The following is a 22,115-nucleotide window of genomic DNA, read 5'->3' on the forward strand; positions in this document are numbered from 1 at the left end:
GCCCACTGCTGGGCGAGGCGGAGTGCGTGCAGGGCGGCCGCGCGGGCCGCGGCCGCGGTGCCGGCGGCCTTCGCGCCGTCGGGGCGGGCCGGGAAGGCCGGGACGAGCACGGTCGCCGGTGCGGGCGCTCCGGCGGCCACGGCCGCGGTCAGGACGGCGAGTTCGGGGAACCCGGGCAGGTCCTGTCCATCGGGACCGACCAGGCCGTCGGCGGTGCCGAGCACCGCCCACGGCTGCCCGTCCTCCGCCGCATCGGCGCCCGTTGCGGGCGTGCCCGCCGGCGCCGTCCACTCAATGCGGAACAGCGAGTCGTGGAACGCGTCCCGGGCGGTGTGCAGTTGGTCCGCCGAGGCCGCGCGCAGCACCAGGGTGTCGACGGTGGCGACGGGGTTGCCGTGCCCGTCTGCCAGGTCCAGCGTGACCGCGTCCTGGCCGGCCGGGGCGAGCCGCACCCGCAGCGCTGCCGCGCCGGAGGCGTGCAGCCGTACGCCCGTCCAGGAGAACGGCAGCCGGGGGCGGTCCGGGTCCCGGTCGGCGGCCGGCACCAGGCCGCCGAGGCCGATGCCGTGCAGGGCGGCATCCATCAGCGCGGGGTGCAGGCCGAAGGCGGCGGTCTCCAGCGGACGGCCGGTGGGCTCGGGGCCGATCTCGGCGAAGAGTTCGCCGTCCAGCCGCCAGGCGCGGCGCAGGCCCCGGAAGGCCGGCCCGTAGTCCAGGCCGGTGGCGGCGGTTGCGGCGTAGAGGCCGTCGGTGTCGACCGGTTCGGCGCCGGCCGGGGGCCAGGCGGTGAGGGCGAGGCCGTCCGCCGGGACGGCCTCGGCCAGCAGGCCGGTGGCGTGCCGGGTCCACGGCTCGTCGGCGGGGACGTCCTCCACCCGGGAGTACAGCGCCAGGGCCCGGCGGCCGTCCGGCTCGGCGGCGGCGACGGTCAGCCGCAGCTGGACGCCGCCCCGGTCGGGGAGCACCAGAGGTGCGGCCAGGGTGAGTTCGTCGAGCAGCTCACAGCCGACCTGCCGGCCGGCGCGGAGCGCGAGCTCCACGAGGGCCGTGCCGGGCAGCACGGTCGAGCCGTGCACGGTGTGGTCGGCCAGCCAGGGCTGGGTCGAGCGGGCGACCCGGCCGGTGAACACCAGGGCTCCGGTGTCGGGGAGTTCGACGGCCGCGCCGAGCAGCGGGTGGCCGGCCAGGTCGAGTCCGGCGGAGGCCATGTCCCCGGCGGAGAGGCCGGCGTCGAGCCAGTACCGCTCCCGCTGGAAGGCGTAGGTGGGCAGGTCGATCCGGCGGTCGCCCCCGGTGCCGGCGGAGAGCGTCGACCAGTCGACGTCGGCGCCGCGGACGTGGAGTCCGGCGAGGGCGGTGGCCAGGGCCCGGGGTTCGGGCCGGTCCCGGCGCAGCGCGGGCAGGAAGGCGGCTCCGGTACCGGTGACGCAGTCCTGGCCGAGGGCGCTGAGGACGCCGTCGGGGCCGAGCTCCAGATAGCGGGTGGCGCCTTCGGCCTCCAAGGTCCTAACGGCGTCCGCGAAGCGCACCGCCTCGCGGACGTGCCGCACCCAGTACTCCGGGTCGGTCAGCTCCGCTCCGACCAGTGTGCCCGTGAGGGTGGAGGCGATCGGGATCCGCGGTGCCTCGTACGCCACCTGCTCGGCGACGGCGCGGAAGTCGTCGAGCATGCCGTCCATCAGGGGTGAGTGGAAGGCGTGGCTGACGGTCAGCCGCTTGGTCCGGCGGCCGTCCGCGGCGAGCTTCTCGGCAAGCTCGACCACGGCGGTCTCGACGCCCGAGACCACCACGGAGGCCGGCCCGTTGACGGCGGCGATGCCGACGCCGTCGACCAGCAGCGGCAGCACGTCGTCCTCCGCCGCCTCGACGGCGACCATGGCGCCGCCGCGCGGCAGCGCCTGCATGAGCCGGCCGCGGGCCGCCACCAGCTTCGCGGCGTCGGCCAGCGAGAACACGCCGGCGACATGGGCCGCGGCCAGCTCGCCGATCGAGTGACCGGCGAGGAGCTCGGGCCGGACGCCCCAGGACTCCACCAGCCGGAAGAGCGCCACCTCCAGGGCGAACAGGGCCGGCTGGGTGTACGCCGTCTCGTTGATCAGCTCGGCGTCCGCGATCGCCTCGCGCAGCGGACGGTCCAGGTGGCGGTCCAGCTCCGCGCAGACGGTGTCGAAGGCGTCGGCGAACACCGGGAAGGCCGCGGACAGTTCCTCGCCCATGCCGGCCCGCTGGCTGCCCTGGCCGGTGAACAGGAAGGCGGTGCGGCCGGGTGCGGCCGAGCCGCGGACCAGGCCGGGCGCCTCCGCTCCCTCGGCCAGGGCGGTCAGGGCCGCCAGCAGGTCGCCGTGCCCGGCGGCGACCAGGACGGCGCGCTGCTCCAGGGTGGCGCGGGTGGTGGCCAGGGCCCGGCCGACCTCCTGCAGTGCCGGCTCGGGGCGGTCCGCGAGGTACGCCAGCAGGCGGGCGGCCTGGCCGCGCAGGGCCGGGTCGCCCTTGGCGGAGAGCGGCCACACCAGGACGGGCGGCGGCACCTCGGCGGGCTCGGCGGCGGGCGCGACGGGCTCGGCCGACGGGGCCTCCTCCAGCACGGTGTGGGCGTTGGTGCCGCTGATGCCGAAGGAGGAGACCGCGGCACGGCGCGGCCGGCCGGTCCGCGGCCAGGGGACGGAGTCGGTGAGCAGCTCGACGGCGCCCGCCGACCAGTCGACGTGCGGCGAGGGCTCGTCCACGTGCAGCGTCCGCGGCAGCACGCCGTGGCGCATCGCCATCACCATCTTGATCACGCCCCCCACGCCGGCGGCGGCCTGGGTGTGGCCGAGGTTGGACTTCACCGAGCCGAGCCAGAGCGGCCGGTCGGCGGGATGCTCCTGCCCGTAGGTGGCGAGCAGGGCCTGCGCCTCGATCGGGTCGCCGAGCGTGGTACCGGTGCCGTGCGCCTCCACCGCGTCCACCTCGTCGGCGGACAGCCGGGCGTCGGCCAGGGCCTGCCGGATGACCCGCTGCTGGGAGGGGCCGTTCGGGGCGGTGAGGCCGTTGGAGGCGCCGTCCTGGTTGATCGCCGAGCCGCGGACGATCGCCAGCACCCGGTGGCCGTTGCGGCGGGCGTCCGAGAGGCGTTCGACGAGCAGCATGCCCGCGCCCTCGCCCCAGCCGGTGCCGTCGGCGGCCGCGGCGAACGACTTGCAGCGGCCGTCCTCGGCGAGGCCGCGCTGGCGGCTGAACTCCACGAACGTGCCGGGGGTGAACATCACCGTCACACCGCCGGCCAGCGCCATCGTGCACTCGCCGCTGCGCAGCGCCTGCACGGCCAGGTGGAGCGCCACCAGCGAGGACGAACAGGCCGTGTCGACGGTGACCGCCGGACCCTCCAGCCCGAAGGTGTACGCGACGCGCCCGGAGACCACGCTGCTGGAGCTGCCGGTGCCGAGGTAGCCCTCGACCTCGTCGGGCGCGGCGCGCAGCCGGGTGCCGTAGTCGTGGTACATCACGCCGGCGAAGACGCCGGTGCGGCTGCCGCGGACGGTGGCCGGGTCGATGCCGGCGCGTTCGAAGACCTCCCAGGTGGTCTCCAGCAGCAGGCGCTGCTGCGGGTCCATGGCGAGCGCCTCGCGCGGCGAGATGCCGAAGAACGCCGGGTCGAAGTAGGTGGCGTCGTGCAGGAAGCCGCCCTCGCGGGTGTACGAGGTGCCGGGGTGGTCCGGGTCCGGGTGGTAGAGCGCGTCGAGGTCCCAGCCGCGGTCGGTGGGGAAGGTCGAGATGCCGTCCCGGCCGCCCGCGACGAGCTGCCAGAGCTCCTCGGGCGAGTCGATGTCGCCGGGGTAGCGGCAGGCCATGCCGACGATGGCGATCGGGTCGTCGTCGCCCCCGGTGGCGGGAGCGGCGGGTGCGCGGTCGGCGGTGTCGGGGCGGTCGCCGAGGAGTTCGGCACGCAGGTGGACGGCGAGTGCGGCGGGGCTGGGGTAGTCGAAGACGAGGGTGGCGGGCAGCCGCAGTCCGCTCGCCGCGCCGACCTGGTTGCGCAGTTCGACGGCGGTCAGCGAGTCGAAGCCGAGCTCCTTGAAGGCCCGTTCGGCGTCGACGGCGGCGGCGTTCGGGTAGCCGAGGACGGCGGCGACCCGGCCGCGGACGAGGTCGAGCAGCTCGCGTTCCTGCTCGGCGGGGCTCAGCGGGGCGAGCCGGTCGGCGAGCTGCCCGGCGGCGCCGGACGCGGCCGCGCCGTCGGCGGTGCGGACGGCCCGGCGCAGCGGGGCGCGGACCAGTCCGCGCAGCAGCGGGGGGACCTGCCCGTCGGCGGCCCTGGCCCGCAGGACGGCGGTGCTGATCCGCATCGGGACGAGGACGGCGCCGCCGTCCTGCGCCCGCCGGGCGGCGAGGGCGGCGTCGAACAGGGCCAGGCCCTCCTCGCTGGAGAGCGGGCCGAGGCCGGAGCGCTCCATTCGGGCGAGGTCGTTCTCGGTGAGGTGGCCGCTGACGCCGCTGGCCTGCGCCCACAGGCCCCAGGCGAGGGAGGTGGCGGGCAGCCCCTGGGCCCGGCGGTGCTCGGCGAGGGCGTCCAGGGCGGCGTTGGCGGCCGCGTAGTTGCCCTGTCCGGGGCCGCCGAAGAGGCCGGCGGCGGAGGAGAAGAGCACGAAGGCCGCGAGGTCGAGCCCGGCGGTGAGCTCGTGCAGGTGCCGGGCGCCGTCGGCCTTCGGGCGCAGGACGGCGTCCAGCCGGTCCGGGGTGAGTGAGCCGATCACGCCGTCGTCGGTGACGCCGGCGGTGTGCAGGACGGCGGTGAGCGGGCGGTCGGCCGGGACGGCGGCGAGCAGCTCCGCGAGCGCCGCCCGGTCGCCGGTGTCGCAGGCCGTGACGGTCGCCTCGGCGCCGAGCGCGGCCAGGTCGGCGAGCAGCTCGGCCGCGCCGGGGGCGTCGGCGCCCCGCCGGCTGGTCAGCAGCAGGTGCCGCACGCCGTGCCGGCCGACCAGGTGACGGGCCAGCAGCGCGCCGAGCGCACCGGTGCCGCCGGTGATCAGGACGGTGCCGTCCGGGTCGAAGGCGGTCGCGTCGGCGGGCGGTGCGGACTCGGCCGTGGGGACGGCGACCCGGGCCAGCCGCAGAGCGTGCGGGGTGCCGCTGCGCAGGGCGAGCTGCGGCTCCCCGGCGTCGAGCGCGGCGGCGAGGGCGCGCGCGGAGGCCGGGTCGTCGTCGAGGTCGATCAGGCTGATGCGGCCGGGGTTCTCGGTCTGCGCGGAGCGGACCAGGCCCCAGGCGGCGGCGTGCGCCGGGTCGGTGACGTCCGCGTCGGCGGCGGTGGCGACGGCGCCCCGGGTGAGCACCACCAAGTGGCCGTCGGCGGTCCGCTCGTCGGCGAGCCAGCCCTGGACCAGGGCGAGCACCCGGTGCAGCGTCCCGGCGGTCGCCGCCGGGTCCGGGTCGGCGGACGGAAGGCAGGGGGCGAGCACCACGTCGGGCACGGGGCCCGCCGAGGCGAGTGCGGCCAGGTCACGGTGGTGCTCCACGGGGAGGCCGAGGCCGGCCGGGGCGTCGCCGCCGAGCACGGCCCAGCGCTCGCCGCCGGGTGCCGCGGGTCCGCCGAGGGGCAGCGCGACCCATTCCGGGCGGAACAGCGACTCGTGGTGGACGGTCTGCGCGGCGTGCACCTGCTCGGCGGTCACCGGCCGCAGGACCAGCGCGTCGACGGTGGCGACGGGCCGGCCGTCCTCGGCGTCCAGGCGCAGGGTGACGCCGTCCGCGCCGTGCGGGGTGACCCGGGCGCGGAGGGCGGCGGCCCCGGCGGCGTGCAGGCGGACGCCCGTCCAGGAGAACGGCAGTCCGGCCTGCCAGTCGGCGCCGTCGGCGACGGTCAGCCCGAGGGTGTGCAGGGCGGAGTCGAGCAGTGCGGGGTGCAGGCCGAAGCGGGCGGCGTCGGCCTCGGCCCGCTGCGGCAGGCGCAGTTCGGCGTACACCTCACCGTCGTGCCGCCAGGCCCGGTGCAGGCCCTGGAAGGACGGGCCGTAGTCGAAGCCGACCGCGACCATGGCCTCGTAGCGGCCCGCCAGGTCGGCCTCGACGGCGCCGACCGGCGGCCAGGGGCCGGCCGCGGGTGCGGGCGCGGGGGTGCCGGCCGTGGCGAGCACGCCGGTGGCGTGCCGGGTCCACGGTTCCTCGGCGGGGAGGTCCTCGCGGCGGGAGTGCAGGCTGAGGTCGCGGCGGCCGTCGGCGGCGGGTGCACCGAGGGTCAGCCGCAGCTGGACGCCGCCCTGCGGGGGCAGCACCAGCGGTGCGGCGAGGGTGAGTTCCTCCAGCAGGTCGCAGCCGACCTGGTCGCCGGCGCGCAGGGCGAGTTCGACGAAGGCGGTGCCGGGCAGCAGCACCGAACCCATCACGGTGTGGTCGGCCAGCCAGGGGTGGGTGCCCAGGGCGAGCCGCCCGGTGAACACCAGGCCGCCGGAGTCGGGGAGTTCGGCGGCGGCGCCGAGCAGCGGATGGCCGGTGGCGCCGAGGCCCGCCAGCGTGACGTCGCCCGCGTCGACCGGCGGGACATCGGGCCAGTAGCGCTCGCGCTGGAAGGCGTAGGTGGGCAGGTCGACCCGGCGGGCGCCCTGCCCGGCGAACACCGCGGGCCAGTTCGGATTCGCACCGCGGACGTACGCCCCGGCGAGCGCGTCGGTGAGCGTCTGCTGCTCCGGGCGGCCTTGGCGCAGCACCGGCAGGAACGCGGCCGGTCCGGTGGTGGACTCCTGGGCGAGGGCGCTGAGGACGGCGTCGGGGCCGAGCTCCAGGTAGGTGGTGACGCCCTGGGAGTCGAGGGCCCGGACGGCGTCGGCAAAGCGGACGGCCTCGCGGACGTGGCGCACCCAGTGGTCGGGGTCGGTGAGTTCGGCGGACACGGCGAGACCGGTGAGCGTGGAGACGATCGGGATGCGGGGCACCTCGTACCGCACCTGCACGGCGACCGCGCGGAACTCCTCCAGCATGCCGTCCATCAGCGGCGAGTGGAAGGCGTGACTGACCGTCAGCCGCCTGGACTTGCGGCCCGGCAGCTGCTCCAGCACCGCCAGGACGGCATCCTCGGCGCCCGAGATCACCACGGACGTGGGCCCGTTGACCGCGGCGATGCCGACGCCCTCGGTGAGCAGCGGCAGCACCTCCGCCTCGGAGGCCTGAATCGCGACCATCGCGCCGCCGCTCGGCAGCGCCTGCATCAGCCGGCCCCGCGCCGCCACCAGCCGCGCAGCATCCGCCAGCGACATCACCCCGGCCACGTGCGCCGCGGCCAGTTCACCGACCGAGTGGCCGGCGAGCACGTCCGGGTGCAGGCCCCAGGCCTCCAGCAGGCGGAACAGCGCCACCTCGACGGCGAACAACGCCGGCTGGGCGTACGCCGTCCGGTCGATCAGGTCCGGGTCGGCGAGCGCCTCGCGCAGCGGGCGGTCCAGGTGGCGGTCCAGCTCCGCGCAGACGGTGTCGAAGGCCTGCGCGAACGCCGGGTGGGCGGCGTACAGCTCCTCGCCCATGCCGGCGCGCTGGCTGCCCTGGCCGGTGAACAGGAAGGCGGTCCGGCCGAGCGCCGCGGTGCCGCGCACCAGCCCGGGCGCCTCGGCGCCCTCGGCGAGGGCGGTCAGTGCGGCCAGCCGGGCAGCCCCGTCCGCGCCCGTGATCAGGGCCCGGTGTTCGAGGGCGGCGCGAGTGGTGGCCAGCGAGAGGCCGAGGTCGGCCGGGTCCGGGACGGGCTGCTCGGCGAACAGCGCCGCCAGGCGGGCGGCCTGGCCGCACAGCGCCTCGGCGCTGCGGGCCGAGAGCGGCCAGAGCACGGCCGCCGGGGCGGTGTCCGCGGGTGCCGGCAGGGGCGCGGGACCGGGTGCCGGGGCCTGTTCGAGGACGGTGTGCGCATTGGTGCCGCTCACGCCGAAGGAGGAGACGCCGGCCCGGCGGGGACGGCCGGTCTCCGGCCAGGGGCGGGCCTCGGTGAGCAGTTCGACAGCGCCGGCCGCCCAGTCGACGTTCGGCGACGGCTCGTCCACGTGCAGGGTCCGCGGCAGGATGCCGTGCTGCATGGCGAGCACCATCTTGATGATGCCGGCCACGCCGGCGGCGGCCTGGGTGTGGCCGAGGTTGGACTTCACCGAGCCGAGCCAGAGCGGCTGTTCGGCCGGCCGGTCCTGCCCGTACGTGGCGAGCAGTGCCTGCGCCTCGATCGGGTCGCCGAGCGCGGTGCCGGTGCCGTGCGCCTCCACCGCGTCGATCTCCGGGCCCGACAGGCCCGCCGCGGCGAGTGCCTGGCGGATCACCCGCTGCTGGGAGGGGCCGTTCGGGGCGGTGAGGCCGTTGGAGGCGCCGTCCTGGTTGACGGCGGAGCCGCGGACCAGCGCCAGCACGGGGTGCCCGTTGCGCTGCGCGTCGGAGAGCCGCTCGACCAGCAGCAGGCCGACGCCCTCGCCCCAGCCGGTGCCGTCGGCCGCGGCGGCGAAGGCCTTGCAGCGGCCGTCCGCGGCCAGACCCCGCTGGCGGCTGAAGTCGATGAAGTTGCCGGGGGTGGACATCACGGTGACGCCTCCGGCGAGCGCCAGTTCGCACTCGCCCGAGCGCAGCGCCTGGACGGCCCAGTGCAGGGCGACCAGCGAGGACGAGCAGGCCGTGTCGACGGTGACCGCCGGGCCCTCCAGGCCCAGCGTGTACGCGATCCGGCCGGAGAGCACACTGGCCGCGTTGCCGGTGCCGAGGAAGCCCTCGGAGCCGTCCGGCGCACTGACGACGAGCGGCAGGTAGTCCTGGCCGTTGGTGCCGGCGAAGACGCCGGTGCGGCTGCCGCGCAGGGTGGTCGGGTCGATGCCGGCCCGTTCGATCGTCTCCCAGGCGGTCTCCAGCAGCAGCCGCTGCTGCGGGTCCATCGCCAGCGCCTCGCGCGGCGAGATGCCGAAGAAGCCGGGGTCGAACGCGCCGGCGTCGTGCAGGAATCCGCCCTCGCGGACGTAGCTGGTGTCCGGGTGGTCCGGGTCGGGGTGGTAGACGGCGTCGAGGTCCCAGCCGCGGTCGCCGGGGAAGGGGACCAGCGCATCGGTGCCGTCGGCGAGCAGGCGCCACAGCGCCTCGGGCGAGTCCACGCCGCCGCCGAAGCGGCAGCCCATGCCGACGATGGCGATCGGCTCGTCGTCCGCGGCGGCGCTCCCGGTACGCTCGGTCCGCCCGGCGGCCGGGGCGGCGGCGCCGAGCAGTTCGGCGCAGAGCAGGTCGGCCAGGGCGGTCGCGTTGGGGTGGTCGAAGACGAGGGTGGCGGGCAGCCGCAGGCCGGTGAGCGCGACGAGCAGGTTGCGCAGTTCGACGGCGGTCAGCGAGTCGAAGCCCAACTCGCGGAAGGCCCGGGAGGGTTCGACGTCCTGCGGGCCGGCGTGGCCGAGCACGGCGGCCACCTGGGTGCGGACGAAGTCCAGTGCCAGGCGCGGCCGCTCGCTCTCCGCCGCGGCGGCCAGCCGCTGCTGGAACGTCGAACCGCCGGACTGCTCGCCGTACTCGCTGTCGGCGGCGGCCACGGCCTGCAGCGCCTCGGGCAGTTCGTCGAAGAGTGTGCTGGCGCGTATGCCGGTGAACTGGGGCGCGAAGCGGTCCCACAGCACGTCCACCACGAGGGAGAAGGTCTCGTCGAGGTCGAGGGCGTGCTGCATGGCGGCGATGGCGGTGGCCGGGTCGAGGGCGGGTACGCCGCCGCGGCGCAGCCGGTCCTTGACGGTGTCGTCGACCGCCATGCCGCCCTCGGCCCAGGCGCCCCAGGCCATCGCGGTGGCGGGCAGGCCGGCGGCGCGGCGCTGCTCGGCGAGCGCGTCCAGGAACGCGTTGGCGGCTGCGTAGTTGCCCTGGCCGGGGCCTCCGAAGGTGCCGGCGAAGGAGGAGAACATCACGAACGCCGAGAGGTCGAGCCCGCGGGTGAGTTCGTGCAGGTTGACGGCGGCGTCGACCTTGGGGCCGAGCACCCCGGCGAGGCGCTCCGGGGTGAGGGCGTCCAGCACGCCGTCGTCGAGCACGCCGGCCGCGTGGACGACGGTGGTCAGCGGGTACTGCTCGGGGACGGACGCCAGCAGGCCGGCGAGTGCGGCGCGGTCGGTGACGTCGCACGCGGCGACGGTCACCCGGGCGCCCAGTGCGGTGAGTTCGGCCTCCAGCTCGGCCACGCCGGCGGCGTCGCGGCCGCGGCGGCTGGTCAGCACCAGGTGCTCGGCGCCGCGGCCGGCCAGCCAGCGGGCGACGTGGGCGCCGAGCGCCCCGGTGCCACCGGTGACCAGGGCGGTGCCGCGCGGCGACCAGCCCTCGGCCGGGGCCTCGGTGCGCGGGGCGCGGACCAGTCGGCGGGCCAGGATGCCGGAGGGGCGGATCGCCAGGTGGTCCTCGGCGCCGAGGCCGGCGAGCACGGCGGCGAGCCGGTCCTGGGCCCGCTCGTCCGGGGTGGGCGGCAGGTCGATCAGGCCGCCCCAGCGGTCCGGGTACTCCTGGACGACGACCCGGCCGAGGCCCCAGACCTGGGCCTGGACGGCGTTCTCCAGCCGGTCCGGGCCGCCGGTGGTGACGGCGCCGCGAGTGGCGCACCAGAGCGGGGCCTCGATTCCGGCGTCGCCGAGCGCCTGGACGAGGGCGAGCGTCCCGGTCAGCGCGAGCGGCGCGGACGGGTGCTCCGGGTGCGTTCCGGCGGCCAGCGGGAGCAGCGAGAGCACCCCGCCGAAGTCTCCCCCCTCATCGGCCAGTTCGGTGCGCAGCAGGTCGGCGAGCGCGGCCCGGTCGGTGGCGGCGGGGTCGACGGCGAGGTGCCGGACGGGCACGCCGCGCCGGGTCAGGGCCGCGGCGGCCGCGGAGCTCCACTCGTCGGCGTCCGCGGCGCCCTCGGCCGGGGTGATGAGCAGCCAGGGGCCGGTGAGCCGGCCGGTCGGCGCGTCCGGGACGGGACGCCAGGTGATCCGGTAGCGCCAGTCGTCGACGGTCGAGCGCAACCGGCTGCTGCGGCGCCAAGCGGTCAGCGCGGGCAGGACGGCGTGGAGCGGCTGGTCCCCGGCGACGGCCAGGGTCGTGGTGAGCGCCTCCAGGTCGCCGCGTTCGACGGCCGCCCAGAACTGTTCGTCCGCCGGCGAGCCGGCCGTCGTGCCGGCGCCGGTTCCCTCGTCCCAGGCCCCGGCGGTGGGCCAGAACCGGCGCTGCTGGAAGGCGTAGGTCGGCAGGTCGACCCGGCGCGCGCCGGTGCCGGCGAAGTACGCCTGCCAGTCGAGCCCCACCCCGCGCACCTGGAGCCGGCCGAGCGCGGTGGTCAGCGCGCGCACCTCGGGCCGGTCGGCGCGCAGGGCCGCCGTGAAGGCGGAGTCGCGGTGCGCCGCGCACTCCTGGCCGAGGGCGGTCAGCGTGCCACCGGGGCCGATCTCCAGGAACGTCCGGACGCCTTCGCCCTCCAGAGCGGCCACGGCGTCGGCGAACCGGACGGCCTCGCGGACATGGCGCACCCAGTGGTCGGGGTCGGTCAGCTCCTCCGCGGCGAGCGCCCCGGTGAGGGTGGAGACGACGGGGATCCGCGGGGCCGTGTAGGCCACCTGCGCGGCGACCGCGCGGAATTCCTCCAGCATGCCGTCCATCAGCGGCGAGTGGAAGGCGTGACTGACCGTCAGCCGCCTGGACTTGCGGCCCGGCAGCTGCTCCAGCACCGCCAGGACGGCATCCTCGGCGCCCGAGATCACCACGGACGTGGGCCCGTTGACCGCGGCGATGCCGACGCCCTCGGTGAGCAGCGGCAGCACCTCCGCCTCGGAGGCCTGAATCGCGACCATCGCGCCGCCGCTCGGCAGCGCCTGCATCAGCCGGCCCCGCGCCGCCACCAGCCGCGCAGCATCCGCCAGCGAGAAGACGCCCGCCACGTGCGCGGCAGCGATCTCACCGGTCGAGTGCCCGGCCAGGAAGTCCGGCCGCACACCCCACGACTCGACGAGCCGGTAGAGCGCCACCTCCAGCGCGAACAGCGCCGGCTGGGTGAACCCCGTCTCGTTGATCAGCTCGGCATCCACGATCGCCTCGCGCAGCGGCCGCTCCAGCAGCGGGTCCAGCTCCGCGCAGACCGCGTCGAAGGCCGCCGCGAACACCGGGTGGGCGCCGTACAGTTCGAGGCCCATCCCGGCCCGCTGGCTGCCCTGGCCGGTGAAGAGGAAGGCGGTGCGGCCCTCGACCGGCGAGCCGAGCAGCAGGTCGGCCGAACTCCCGCCCGCCGCCAGGGCGTCCAGCGCGGTCAGGAGCTCCTCGCGGCCGTCCCCGACCAGCACCGCACGCTGCTCCAGCGCCGCACGGCCGGTCGCCAGGGTGTACGCGACGTCCAGCGGACGGAGTTCGGGTGCGGCCGTCAGGCGCTCCCGCAGGCGCGCGGCCTGGGCCTGCAGCGCGGCCTCGCCCTTGCCGGCGAGCAGCCACGGCAGCGCGCCGGGCGCCGGGTCGATCCCGTCCGGTGCCGGCTCGGCCTCCGGCGGCGCCTGCTCGATGATGGTGTGGGCGTTGGTGCCGCTGAACCCGAACGAGGAGATGCCGACCCGGCGCGGCGCGCCGGTCTCCGGCCAGGGGCGGGCCTCGGTGAGGAGTTCCACCGCCCCGGCCGACCAGTCGACGTTGCCGGTCGGCCGGTCCACGTGCAGGGTCTGCGGCAGCAGCCCGTGCCGGATCGCCATGACCGACTTGATGACGCCGCCGATGCCCGCCGCGGCCTGGCTGTGGCCGATGTTGGACTTCAGCGAGCCGAGGTAGAGCGGGCGGCCCTCGGGCCGGTCCCGGCCGTACGAGTCGATGATCGCCTGGGCCTCGATCGGGTCGCCGAGGGTGGTGCCGGTGCCGTGCGCCTCGACCGCGTCCACCTGGTCGGGCGTCAGCCTGGCACTGGCCAGCGCCTGCAGGATCACGCGCTGCTGGGAGGGGCCGTTCGGGGCGGTGAGGCCGTTGGAGGCGCCGTCCTGGTTGACGGCGGAGCCGCGGACGATCGCCAGCACCGGGTGGCCGTTGCGACGGGCGTCGGAGAGCCGCTCGACCAGCACCATGCCGGCGCCCTCGGCCCAGCCGGTGCCGTCCGCCGCGTCCGCGAAGGACTTGCACCGGCCGTCGGCGGCCAGGCCCCGCTGGCGGCTGAAGTCCACGAAGGTGCCCGGGGCGTTCATCACGGTCACGCCGCCGGCCAGGGCGAGCCCGCACTCGCCGTTGCGCAGGGCCTGCACGGCCAGGTGCAGGGCGACGAGGGAGGAGGAGCAGGCGGTGTCGACGGTGACCGCCGGCCCCTCCAGGCCCAGGCTGTACGCGATCCGGCCGGAGACCACGGAGGCGGCGATCCCGGTGCCGAGGTAGCCCTCGACGTCGTCGGTGGAACCGAGCAGGACGGTCAGGTAGTCCTGCCCGCTGGTCCCGGCGAAGACGCCGGTCCGGGTGCCGTGCAGCGACAGCGGGTCGATGCCGGCCCGCTCGAACGCCTCCCAGGAGGTCTCCAGCAGCAGCCGCTGCTGCGGGTCCATCGCCAGCGCCTCGCGCGGCGAGATGCCGAACACGGCGGGATCGAACCGGGCGAGGTCGTGGATGAACCCGCCCTCGCGGGTGTAGCAGGTGCCCGGGTGGTCCGGGTCGGGGTGGTAGAGGTTCTCCAGGTCCCAGCCGCGGTCGGCCGGGAAGCCGGACATCGCGTCACCGCCCGACGCCACCAACTGCCACAGGTCCTCGGGCGAGCGCACCCCGCCGGGGTAGCGGCAGCTCATCCCGACGATGGCGATCGGTTCCTGGTCCCTGGCCTCGGCCTCCCGCAGGCGCAGCCGCGTCTGGGCCAGATCGGCCGTCACCCGCTTGAGGTAGCCGCGGAGTGTCTCTTCATTCGCCATCGTTACTGTGACCTCTTTACGGCCTTGCGGCTGCGAGCGGATGTTCGCCCCGTGCAGGGCTGGTCCGACCGGGCGGCGGGACGTGGCGGGGCAGCGCCGCGGCGAAAGCGGTCCGGGCAGCCGGAAGGCCCCGGGCGGTCGCCGCTCCGCGCAGGAGCGGGTACCCCGCCGGAGGCCTCACGGTGTCCGAACCCGGCGTTCGCCGGCAGGCCCGATCCGCCTGCCGCCTGCGACGCTCCCCCAGCTCATCGGAAACCATTTCCGGCGCCACGCTAAGAGCCGCCCCTGGGCCGAACAACCCCTACCGCTCCCCTACGAACCGCGGCGCGGCGCCTCGTTCCGGGAGGTCGGCGGGGGCGTCGACGGGCCGGCTCGCGGCGGCCGTCGGACCGGCGCAGTAGCGTGCGGCCATGGCGAACACGATCTCGCTGACCCTCGACTGCGCGGACGCCCGGCTGCTCGGCGCGTTCTGGCGGACGGCGCTGGGCTACGTCGACGCCCCGCCGCCCGCGCCGTTCCGCACCCGCGCGGAGTGGTTCGCGAGCCTCGGCCTGCCCGCGGACGACGCGGTGGACGACGCGGCGTGGCTCTGCGACCCCGCCGGTGTCGGCCCGCGGCTGTCCGTCCTCCGGGTCCCCGAGCCGAAGGCGGCGAAGAACCGGCTGCACATCGACGTCCGGGTGCCGGGCCACGGCGGCCCCGCGGAGCGGTGGGCCCGGATCCGGGCGGAGTCCGCGCGGCTGGTGGCGGCGGGCGGCACCGTCCTGGCGGAGTTCGACGGCCACCACATCGTGATGGCCGACCCGGAGGGCAACGAGTTCTGCGTGGCCGCGGCCGCGTCGTCCTGACCACCCCGCTCGGCCACTTCACCGAGGAGCGCCCCGCGGGCCCGGGCACGGGAGTGGCCGTCCCGGGCGCGGGCGGGGAGGATACGGGGTGTGACCGAGTCGACGCCCCGAACGCTGGTCGTGCTGCGGCACGCGAAGTCCGCCTGGCCCGACGGCGTGCCCGACCACCGCCGGCCGCTCGGGCCGCGCGGGCTGCGGGACGCGCCGGCGGCCGGCCGGTGGCTGCGCGAGGAAGGGCTCGTCCCGGACACCGCGGTCTGCTCGCCCGCCCTCCGGACCAGGCAGACCTTCGAGCTGGCCGCGGCGCAGTGGGACGCGGCACCGCAGGCCGTCTTCGACGACCGGATCTACGCCGCCGACACGGGCAGCCTGATTGAGGTGGTCCGCGAGCTGGACCCGGCGGTGGGCTGCGCCCTGCTGGTCGGGCATCAGCCCGGCGTGCAGGACCTGGTGGAGCTGCTGGCCACCGGCAACGGCGGCGAGGCCATGGCACGGCTGCGGACCAAGTACCCCACCAGCGGCATCGCCGTCCTCGCGCTCGACCGCCCGTGGCGGGAGACCGTCGCGCGCACCGCCCGGCTGCTGGACTTCGCCGTGCCCCGCGGCTGAGCCGGCCGTCCGCCGCGGGCGTGGCAGAATCGGCCCGCAAGCACACGGAACGACCGGGACGGGACGGGACACGTGACCCTGGAGGTACTGCGGGCCGAGGACCGGCCGGCCACGCCCTGGCTCAACGGCGGCGGCGTGACCCGGGAGATCGCCGTCCGGCCGGCGGCGGCACCGATGACCGACTTCGACTGGCGGATCAGCCTGGCGGACGTCGCCGGTGGCGGACCGTTCTCCGTCTTCCCCGACGTCGACCGGGTGATCACCCTGGTCGACGGGGCCGGCATGGCCCTCACCGTGGACGGCGCCGAGCGCGTCCTCGACCGGCCGTTCCAGCCCTTCGCGTTCCCCGGTGACGCCACCACCGACTGCCGGCTGCTGGCCGGCCCGGTCGTCGACTTCAACGTGATGACCCGGCGCGGCCGGGCCACCGCCCGGGTCGACACCACCGACACCGTGCTGCCCGTAGAACCGGTCGACGGCACCACCGTGCTCGTCGTCTGCCTCTCCGGCACCGCCACCCTCGACGCCGCCGGCCTGCACCTCGACCGCTTCGACGCCGCCGTCCTCCCCACCGGCCCCGACCTCGTCCGCGCCGACGGCACCACCGCCGTCGTGACGATCCGCCACACCGCCTGACCGCCCCGGCCGCCCCGGCGACGTCCACGCCTCCACCGCACGACCGGCCCGGCGGGGGCGCGGCCGTCCCGATTGCGCCCGCGCCACGCCGGAGGCACGGTGGAAGTACCGCGCTCGTACGGCCCGCGGCGGAGCATGACGCAACGCCAGCGCCTGTGGCCGCCGTCGGCTCCCTTGAAGAGGTGAAGCGACGTGACCGGCGTGCCCACGCAGCTGACGGTGGCAGATCTCGTTCTCGACTCCCTCCGCGCCGGCGGCAGCCCCGTTCCCGACGGCGCCGACCTGCCGTTCTTCCGGCTCGGTGCGCTCGGCCCGGCGCTCGGGGACTTCCTGCCGACCCACCCGTCGGCCCCGGCCGGCGGCTCGAACGCGCCGATGTTCGGCGTGTGGTCGCCGATCCTCGGGTTACTCGCGGGAACCCCCGGCACCCCGGGCATGGCGGCGAACCTCCGCACGCTGAAGGACGTGCTCCGCCGCTTCGAGAAGGCCGTGCGCGACAAGGACAAACTGGCGCTCCTGGCGATGAAGGACGACCTCCAGGGGCTGCCCGCCGTGGTGACAGCCCTGCAGGCGCAGTTCGCCTCGATCAGCGGCCTCCGCTCCTCGCTGAAGGACGCGATCCTCAAGACCCGCCCCCTGCCCAAGGCCCCGCCGGCCGGCCACTGGGCGCCCCGCGACACCGTGCACGGCCACCGCACCGGGGCCTTCTGGGACGCGCTGCGGACGAAGGCCGCCGCCTCGGGCGACCCGCGGATCCGGGCCTTCGGGCTGGGAGCCGCCGTGGGGTACGCCGGTGCGCTGTGCGGGAACCCCTTCATCAACGGCGTCGTGGGGGCGCCGTACCGGACCCACTGGTGGCGCCACCGCTGGGTGTCGCACCACGTGGACGCCTGGGTGTGGGGCTATTACCGCACCAGGGAGCGGGTACGTGCCGCGGGCCAGGAGATCGTCTTCCCGCCCGGCACCGGCGGGCGGGTGCCGCTCCCGCCGTGCGGGACGTGGAACGACATCGCCGGTTCCGAACTCCAGGACCGCTTCGCCATCGGGGGGATCGCACCGGACCCGGTGCTGAACGCCGTCCGCGACGGTGTCCCGCTCACCGGCTTCCTGCCCCCCGAGCTGGTGACGATCTGGCTGGACAGCTACCGCGATGCGGTCGGCACCCCGGCCTCGCCGGGCGTCGACGGGCCGGGCCTCGACGGCGCGTACGCGATGACCTGGCTGACCACCTGGATCACCAGCTCGGCCGCCCTGCTCGGCTCGACGCCGCCGCACCGGATCCAGGAGCCGGACGCCTGCGGGGACCGGCCCGACTGGGTCGAGGTGGACGGCAGCATCGTCGTCGGCGGCACGGCCGTCCCGCAGCCGCCGATCGCCCAGCCCGACCCCTCGATCCCGGAGATCGCGAGCGCCATCGTGGTGGCGATCCTCGGCGTGGCGGAGTACCTGCTGAGCGGGCTGGCCGCCGCGGCGCTGCTGATCTGGGCGGCGGTCGAGCTGCTCGACGACGCCACCGACCCCGACTGGGACAACCTGCGCTGCCAGTCCGGCTGGACGGACTCCTTCCTCGCCCGGCTGGAGAACGCCTTCCACGACCTGCTCAGCACGAGCGGGCTCGGCCCGCCGTACGCGGTGCAACTCGCCCACAACGAGATCCAGTTCCAGACCTGGGGCACGATCGTCCCGCCGGACTCCGCGCTCGGCACCTGCCGCAGCCCGTCGGCGCAGGAGGGCGACGCGTACCCGGCCGCGCTGTGGAGCCCGGTGCCGCCGAACGAGAGCAACTGGCCGCAGTACCCGACCGAGCCGCTGGAGCCGCCGAGGCAGCTGTCGTACCCGGAGGGGCCGTGGTGGCCGCTGCACTTCGTGGACGGCTTCAGCTTCACCGACGCCGGGCCGGGCGCGGTGCCGCGGTTCCCGTCCACCCAGGACAACCCGCTCGCCGCGCCGGCCGGCAAGCCCAGCGTCCTCGACCCGGACGAGTGGGAGCGGCGGATGCAGCGAGCGGAGGCCGGCGGCATCCCGCAGGGCGCCTTCGGCAACGCCGTGGACGTCGCGGTCGCCCTGATCGGCAGCCCCACGACGAAGCTCCTCGACTGGGACCTCGGCGGCGACCGCGGCATCGGCTGGCCGACCTGGGTCTTCCGGGACCCGGCCGGCCTGCCCGGCCCCGTCGTCCGGGAATGAGGAGGGAGGCCCGCCATGACCCCGCCGACCGGTGACACGCCCCGGCGCCCCCAGGGCGAGGGACCGCCCCCGACCTACACCCCGTGGCTCGTCGTCCGGGCCGCACCCGGGGACCAGGGATCGCGGCCGCTGCCCGCCGGCGCCGTCTACTACGCCTGTCCGGACATCGCGGTGGCACCCGCCGACGCCTGGGGCCGGGTGCAGGCCGGTGACACCGTGACGGTGTCGGTGACCGCGCAGAACCTCGGCCATGCGGCCGCCCCGGGCGTGCGCGCCCAGTTCTGGTGGGCCGACCCGTCCGCCGGGCTGACGCCCCAGCAGGCCACGTTCATCGGCACCTCGGACCGCACCCCGATCGCCGCGGGACTCGCCGAGACGCTCGCCTGCACGACGCCCTGGACGCCGCAGTTCGTCAACGGCGGCCACGAGTGCCTGGTGGTCGAGGTCGCCTCGCTGTCGGACCCGCTGACCAGCACCTTCCGACCCGACCTGGACCGGCACGTGGGCCAGCGCAACGTCACCGTGCTGCCGCCGCAGGGCGAGCCGCAGCGGATCGTCCTCACCCTGGCCAACCCGTTCCCCGAGGAGGTCCGGACGACCCTCTGCGTCCGCACCTTCCAGGTCACCGGGTTCGAACGGATCCCCGGCTTCGGGCTGCCGCTCGCCCCGGCCGACATCCTGCTCCACGTCGACGACCCGGTGCTCGCCGCACCGCTCGCCGCCCTGGGCGCAGAGGTCTCCCCCCGGGAGCCGGGCCAGGGCCTGCAGATCGGCGACACGTCCGCCGACCCCGATGCCCGCTCCGGCGGGTACCCGCACACGGTCCTGGCCGAACTGCGCGAACGCCGCGCTCCCGGCCACGACTTCGGCCGGCCGATCGCCGAGGCCGACCTCCCCGCCGCCGGGGTCGCCACCGTCGAACTGACCGCGCCCCTCGGCACCACCGGCGGGGCGGCCCTCGTCCACCGCCTCACCCAGGTCACCGACGACATCGACATCGGCGGCTACACGCTGCTCTCGCTGACGCTCTGACGCCCCTGCGCACACGGCGGGGTCGGGTGACGGCTCGGCCTGCCCGTCGACCGGCGGTCCGGTGGCCGGGCCCATGTCGTGAAGGTGCGTGCCCCGCACCTTTCCCCGGGGACCTCACAGCAGAAATCCGCTGGCGGGCAGCCGGGCCGGTCGGACATGCTGTCCGGATGCTGATCAGGGAAGCCCACCTTGCGGACTGGCCGCTCATCTGGCCCTTCTTCCACCGGATCGTCGCGGCGGGCGAGACCTTCACCTACCCGACCGACCTCGGCGAGGAGGAGGCCCGCTCCTGGTGGCTCCTGTCGGCGCCGAACCGCACGGTCGTCGCCGTGGACGAGGCCGGGGCGATCCTGGGCACCGCGAAGATGAACAGCAACCACCTGGGCAACGCAGCGCACATCGCGAGCGCCAGCTACATGGTCGACCCGGCCCATTCCGGCCGCGGCGTCGGCCGGGCGCTCTGCACGTACACCCTGGAGTGGGCGCGCGAGGCCGGCTTCCGGGCCATGCAGTTCAACGCCGTCGTGTCGACCAACGCGCCCGCGGTCGCGCTCTACCGCTCGCTCGGCTTCGACATCCTGGGCACCCTCCCGGAGGGCTTCCACCACCCGACGGAGGGCTACGTCGGCCTGCACATCATGCACCGCACCCTCTGACCGTCCCCGGGGCGGACACCGATCGGGTGGCGGCCGGGGCGCTGTGACACCATCCCCGTCATGGCCGAGCGCACGGAGGACGTGGGCTGGTCCGGGCTGTTCGATGCCCTGGGGCCCGCCACTGACACGCCGTGGCAGCTCGAAGCACTCCTGGGCGATGATGCCGGGGCCTTCGTCGGCGGGTACGCGCACCTCTGGTCGACGACGCTCCGCCGCGACGGCCGAGCCTGGCCCGCGACGGCGCCGACCGCCCTGCTCGTCGTCGACCTCCTGGACGATCCGCTGCTGGGACCGGACGATCCCGCACTGGCGGACGCGATGCTCGTGTACCTGTACGCAGTCGCCGTCGCCGCCGATCTCGGCGACCGGGCGGCGGATCCGGACCCGGGTGGCGGACCGTACGCCGGATCTGCGGAACTGGACGGCCGGCTGCCTGTCGGCCGAGCCGCCGACTCCCCCTACGACCTGGCGACGATTCTGATCGCCATCGGCCATCGCGGCGGGGACACCCGCACCTGGCTCGGCCACCCGCATGCGGGTGTTCGGGGCAGCGCGGCCCCGGCGCCCGCACGGGGCGGCGACGACGGCGCGGCGCAGGTCCTGCAGCGACTGGCGCAGTCGCCGCACGCGTTCCGGACCTCGTTCGGCGACTTGGCCCCGCCCCTGCAGTTCCAGTTCGAGCCCCATCAGAACCTGCTCACCTCGGGGCCGCTCCGGTGGGCCGACTCCGCCGGGGCCCGGGCTTCGCCGGGGAGCCCGCCGCCGGCCGGAGATCACTGAGCCGGACCCGGTGACGGGGCGCCCGCGGGGCGCGCTAGGGTGCGACCGTGATCCGCACCAAGGCCCTGGTCAGCGCGTTCCTCACCTTCATCGGTGCACAGCTGCTGCCCACGCTCTTCGTCCTCGCCGTGCTCTACGGCGTCCTGCACGCATGCGGGCTGTCCGCCGGCACCGCCGGCAGCGTGGCAGGCCCGTTCGCCGTCGGCGCCGTCCTGGCCTACCGGCAGTACCGCCAGCACCTCTGACGGACCCGCACCCGATACCCCGACCCCGCTGCGGCCGACGGGGGCCACTGCCCGCCGGGGCCGGTCAGCGCGTCGTCCGGCTCCGCAACAGGGTGTCGACGGAGTCGATGATCCACTCCCACGATTCCTGCGGGTCGGCGGCGGTGTGGTCGAAGCCCCCGCCGGACTCCAGGCTGATGTAGCCGTGGAAGACGCTGCCGAGCATCCGGACGGCGTGCGTCTGGTCCGGCTCGGTGAGGTCGTAGCCGCGCAGGACGGCGCGGCTCATCTGCGCGTGGCGGACGCCCGCGCTGGCGGCCGCCGTCTCGGCGTCGAGCCGGAACTGCGCAGCGGCGTACCGGCCGGGATGCTCCCGGGCGTAGTCGCGGTAGGCGTTCGCGAACGCGGCCAGGGCGTCCCGGCCGGCGCGCCCGGCGAGCGCCGCGGAGACCCGGTCGGCGAGCTCCTCCAGGGCGAGCAGGGTGATCCTGGTCTTGAGGTCCTGGGAGTTCTTCAGGTGCGAGTACAGGCTCGCGACCTTGACGTCGAACCTCCGCGCAAGTGCCGAGACGGTCACCTCCTCGAAGCCGACCTCGTCGGCCAGCTCCGCCCCGGCGCGGGTCAGGCGCTCCGCGGTCAGCCCCACTCGAACCATCACGTTCCTCCCAATCGGCGAAACCCATTATGCATTTGCCTAAAAGCTTTAGGCAAATTAGCCTGCCGTTCCATGAGAGCACTGACCGAGCAAGACATCCGTACCGCGTTCGTGAACTGCACCAAGGGCGAGGCGAAGCGCCTGTCCGTCCCCCGCGACCTGGCCGAGCAGCCGTGGGACGACCTGGACTTCCTCGGCTGGCGGGATCCGCAGGCCCCGGACCGCGCCTACCTCGTGACCGTGCTCGACGGCCGCCCGCAGGGCCTCGCCCTCCGCTGCCCGAGCGCCGCCTCCTGGCAGGCCCGACGCAGCATGTGCTCACTGTGCGTGACCACCCACACCGGCGGGGTCTCGCTGATGGTCGCCCCGAAGGCCGGGCCGGCCGGGCGGCAGGGCAACTCGGTGGGCGCCTACATGTGCAGCGACCTGGCCTGCTCGCTGTACGTCCGCGGCGTGCGGGAGGCCGGCACACGGATCCACGAGTCGCTCACCCTGGAGGAGAAGATCCGGCGCACCACGGCGAACCTCGCCGCGTTCATCGCCAAGGTCACGTCCTGACCGGCGCCTCCCGGCCACGCCCCGGACGGTCCGCCCGCCGTCGGCGTGCGCGGCACGACGGAGCACCCCGGCGGGCGGAAGGTGGGGCG

General features: G+C 75.9%; 11 protein-coding genes. 9 read left to right on the forward strand and 2 right to left on the reverse strand.

Annotated features, from left to right (window positions below; translation table 11 throughout):
* Positions 1–13,841, reverse strand: a 13,841-nt coding sequence (locus tag ACFV0G_RS13220; RefSeq protein WP_380545982.1) for a type I polyketide synthase, incomplete at its 3' end; no start/stop codon positions are given.
* A gap of 410 nt (positions 13,842–14,251) precedes the next feature.
* Between ACFV0G_RS13220 and ACFV0G_RS13225 the strand changes: the two genes are divergently transcribed.
* From ACFV0G_RS13225 to ACFV0G_RS13260, 8 genes are all read left to right on the forward strand, one after another.
* Entirely contained in the window at positions 14,252–14,689 is a 438-nt protein-coding gene (locus ACFV0G_RS13225; RefSeq protein ID WP_380545984.1) for a VOC family protein, read from the forward strand.
* A gap of 90 nt (positions 14,690–14,779) precedes the next feature.
* Positions 14,780–15,298, forward strand: a complete 519-nt coding sequence (locus tag ACFV0G_RS13230; protein WP_380545986.1) for a SixA phosphatase family protein — start codon at positions 14,780–14,782, stop codon at positions 15,296–15,298.
* 72 nt (positions 15,299–15,370) lie between these two features.
* Positions 15,371–15,934, forward strand: a complete 564-nt coding sequence (locus ACFV0G_RS13235; RefSeq protein ID WP_380545988.1) for a HutD family protein — start codon at positions 15,371–15,373, stop codon at positions 15,932–15,934.
* Positions 15,935–16,126: 192 nt separating this feature from the next.
* Positions 16,127–18,121 carry a hypothetical protein gene (locus tag ACFV0G_RS13240; RefSeq protein ID WP_380545990.1) on the forward strand — a complete coding sequence of 665 codons (1,995 nt, stop codon included), beginning with the start codon at positions 16,127–16,129 and terminating at the stop codon, positions 18,119–18,121.
* A gap of 15 nt (positions 18,122–18,136) precedes the next feature.
* A complete protein-coding gene (locus ACFV0G_RS13245) occupies positions 18,137–19,153 on the forward strand; it encodes a hypothetical protein (RefSeq protein ID WP_380545992.1) in 1,017 nt (338 codons plus the stop codon).
* A gap of 167 nt (positions 19,154–19,320) precedes the next feature.
* Entirely contained in the window at positions 19,321–19,809 is a 489-nt protein-coding gene (locus ACFV0G_RS13250) for a GNAT family N-acetyltransferase (RefSeq protein WP_380545994.1), read from the forward strand.
* 60 nt (positions 19,810–19,869) lie between these two features.
* Positions 19,870–20,589, forward strand: coding sequence for a hypothetical protein (locus tag ACFV0G_RS13255; protein ID WP_380545996.1), 720 nt, complete (start codon positions 19,870–19,872; stop codon positions 20,587–20,589).
* A 47-nt stretch (positions 20,590–20,636) separates the two neighbouring features.
* On the forward strand, positions 20,637–20,834 hold the full coding sequence (locus ACFV0G_RS13260) for a hypothetical protein (protein WP_380545998.1): 198 nt from the start codon (positions 20,637–20,639) through the stop codon (positions 20,832–20,834).
* 64 nt (positions 20,835–20,898) lie between these two features.
* Here the strand turns inward: ACFV0G_RS13260 and ACFV0G_RS13265 are convergent, their stop codons facing one another.
* Positions 20,899–21,468 carry a TetR/AcrR family transcriptional regulator gene (locus ACFV0G_RS13265; RefSeq protein WP_380546002.1) on the reverse strand — a complete coding sequence of 190 codons (570 nt, stop codon included), beginning with the start codon at positions 21,466–21,468 and terminating at the stop codon, positions 20,899–20,901.
* A gap of 72 nt (positions 21,469–21,540) precedes the next feature.
* Here ACFV0G_RS13265 and ACFV0G_RS13270 point away from each other — a divergent pair, with 72 nt between their 5' ends.
* A complete protein-coding gene (locus ACFV0G_RS13270; protein ID WP_380546000.1) occupies positions 21,541–22,026 on the forward strand; it encodes an FBP domain-containing protein in 486 nt (161 codons plus the stop codon).
* Positions 22,027–22,115 lie beyond the last annotated feature (89 nt).

The organism is Kitasatospora sp. NPDC059571 (assembly GCF_042735675.1).
GTDB lineage: Bacteria > Actinomycetota > Actinomycetes > Streptomycetales > Streptomycetaceae > Kitasatospora.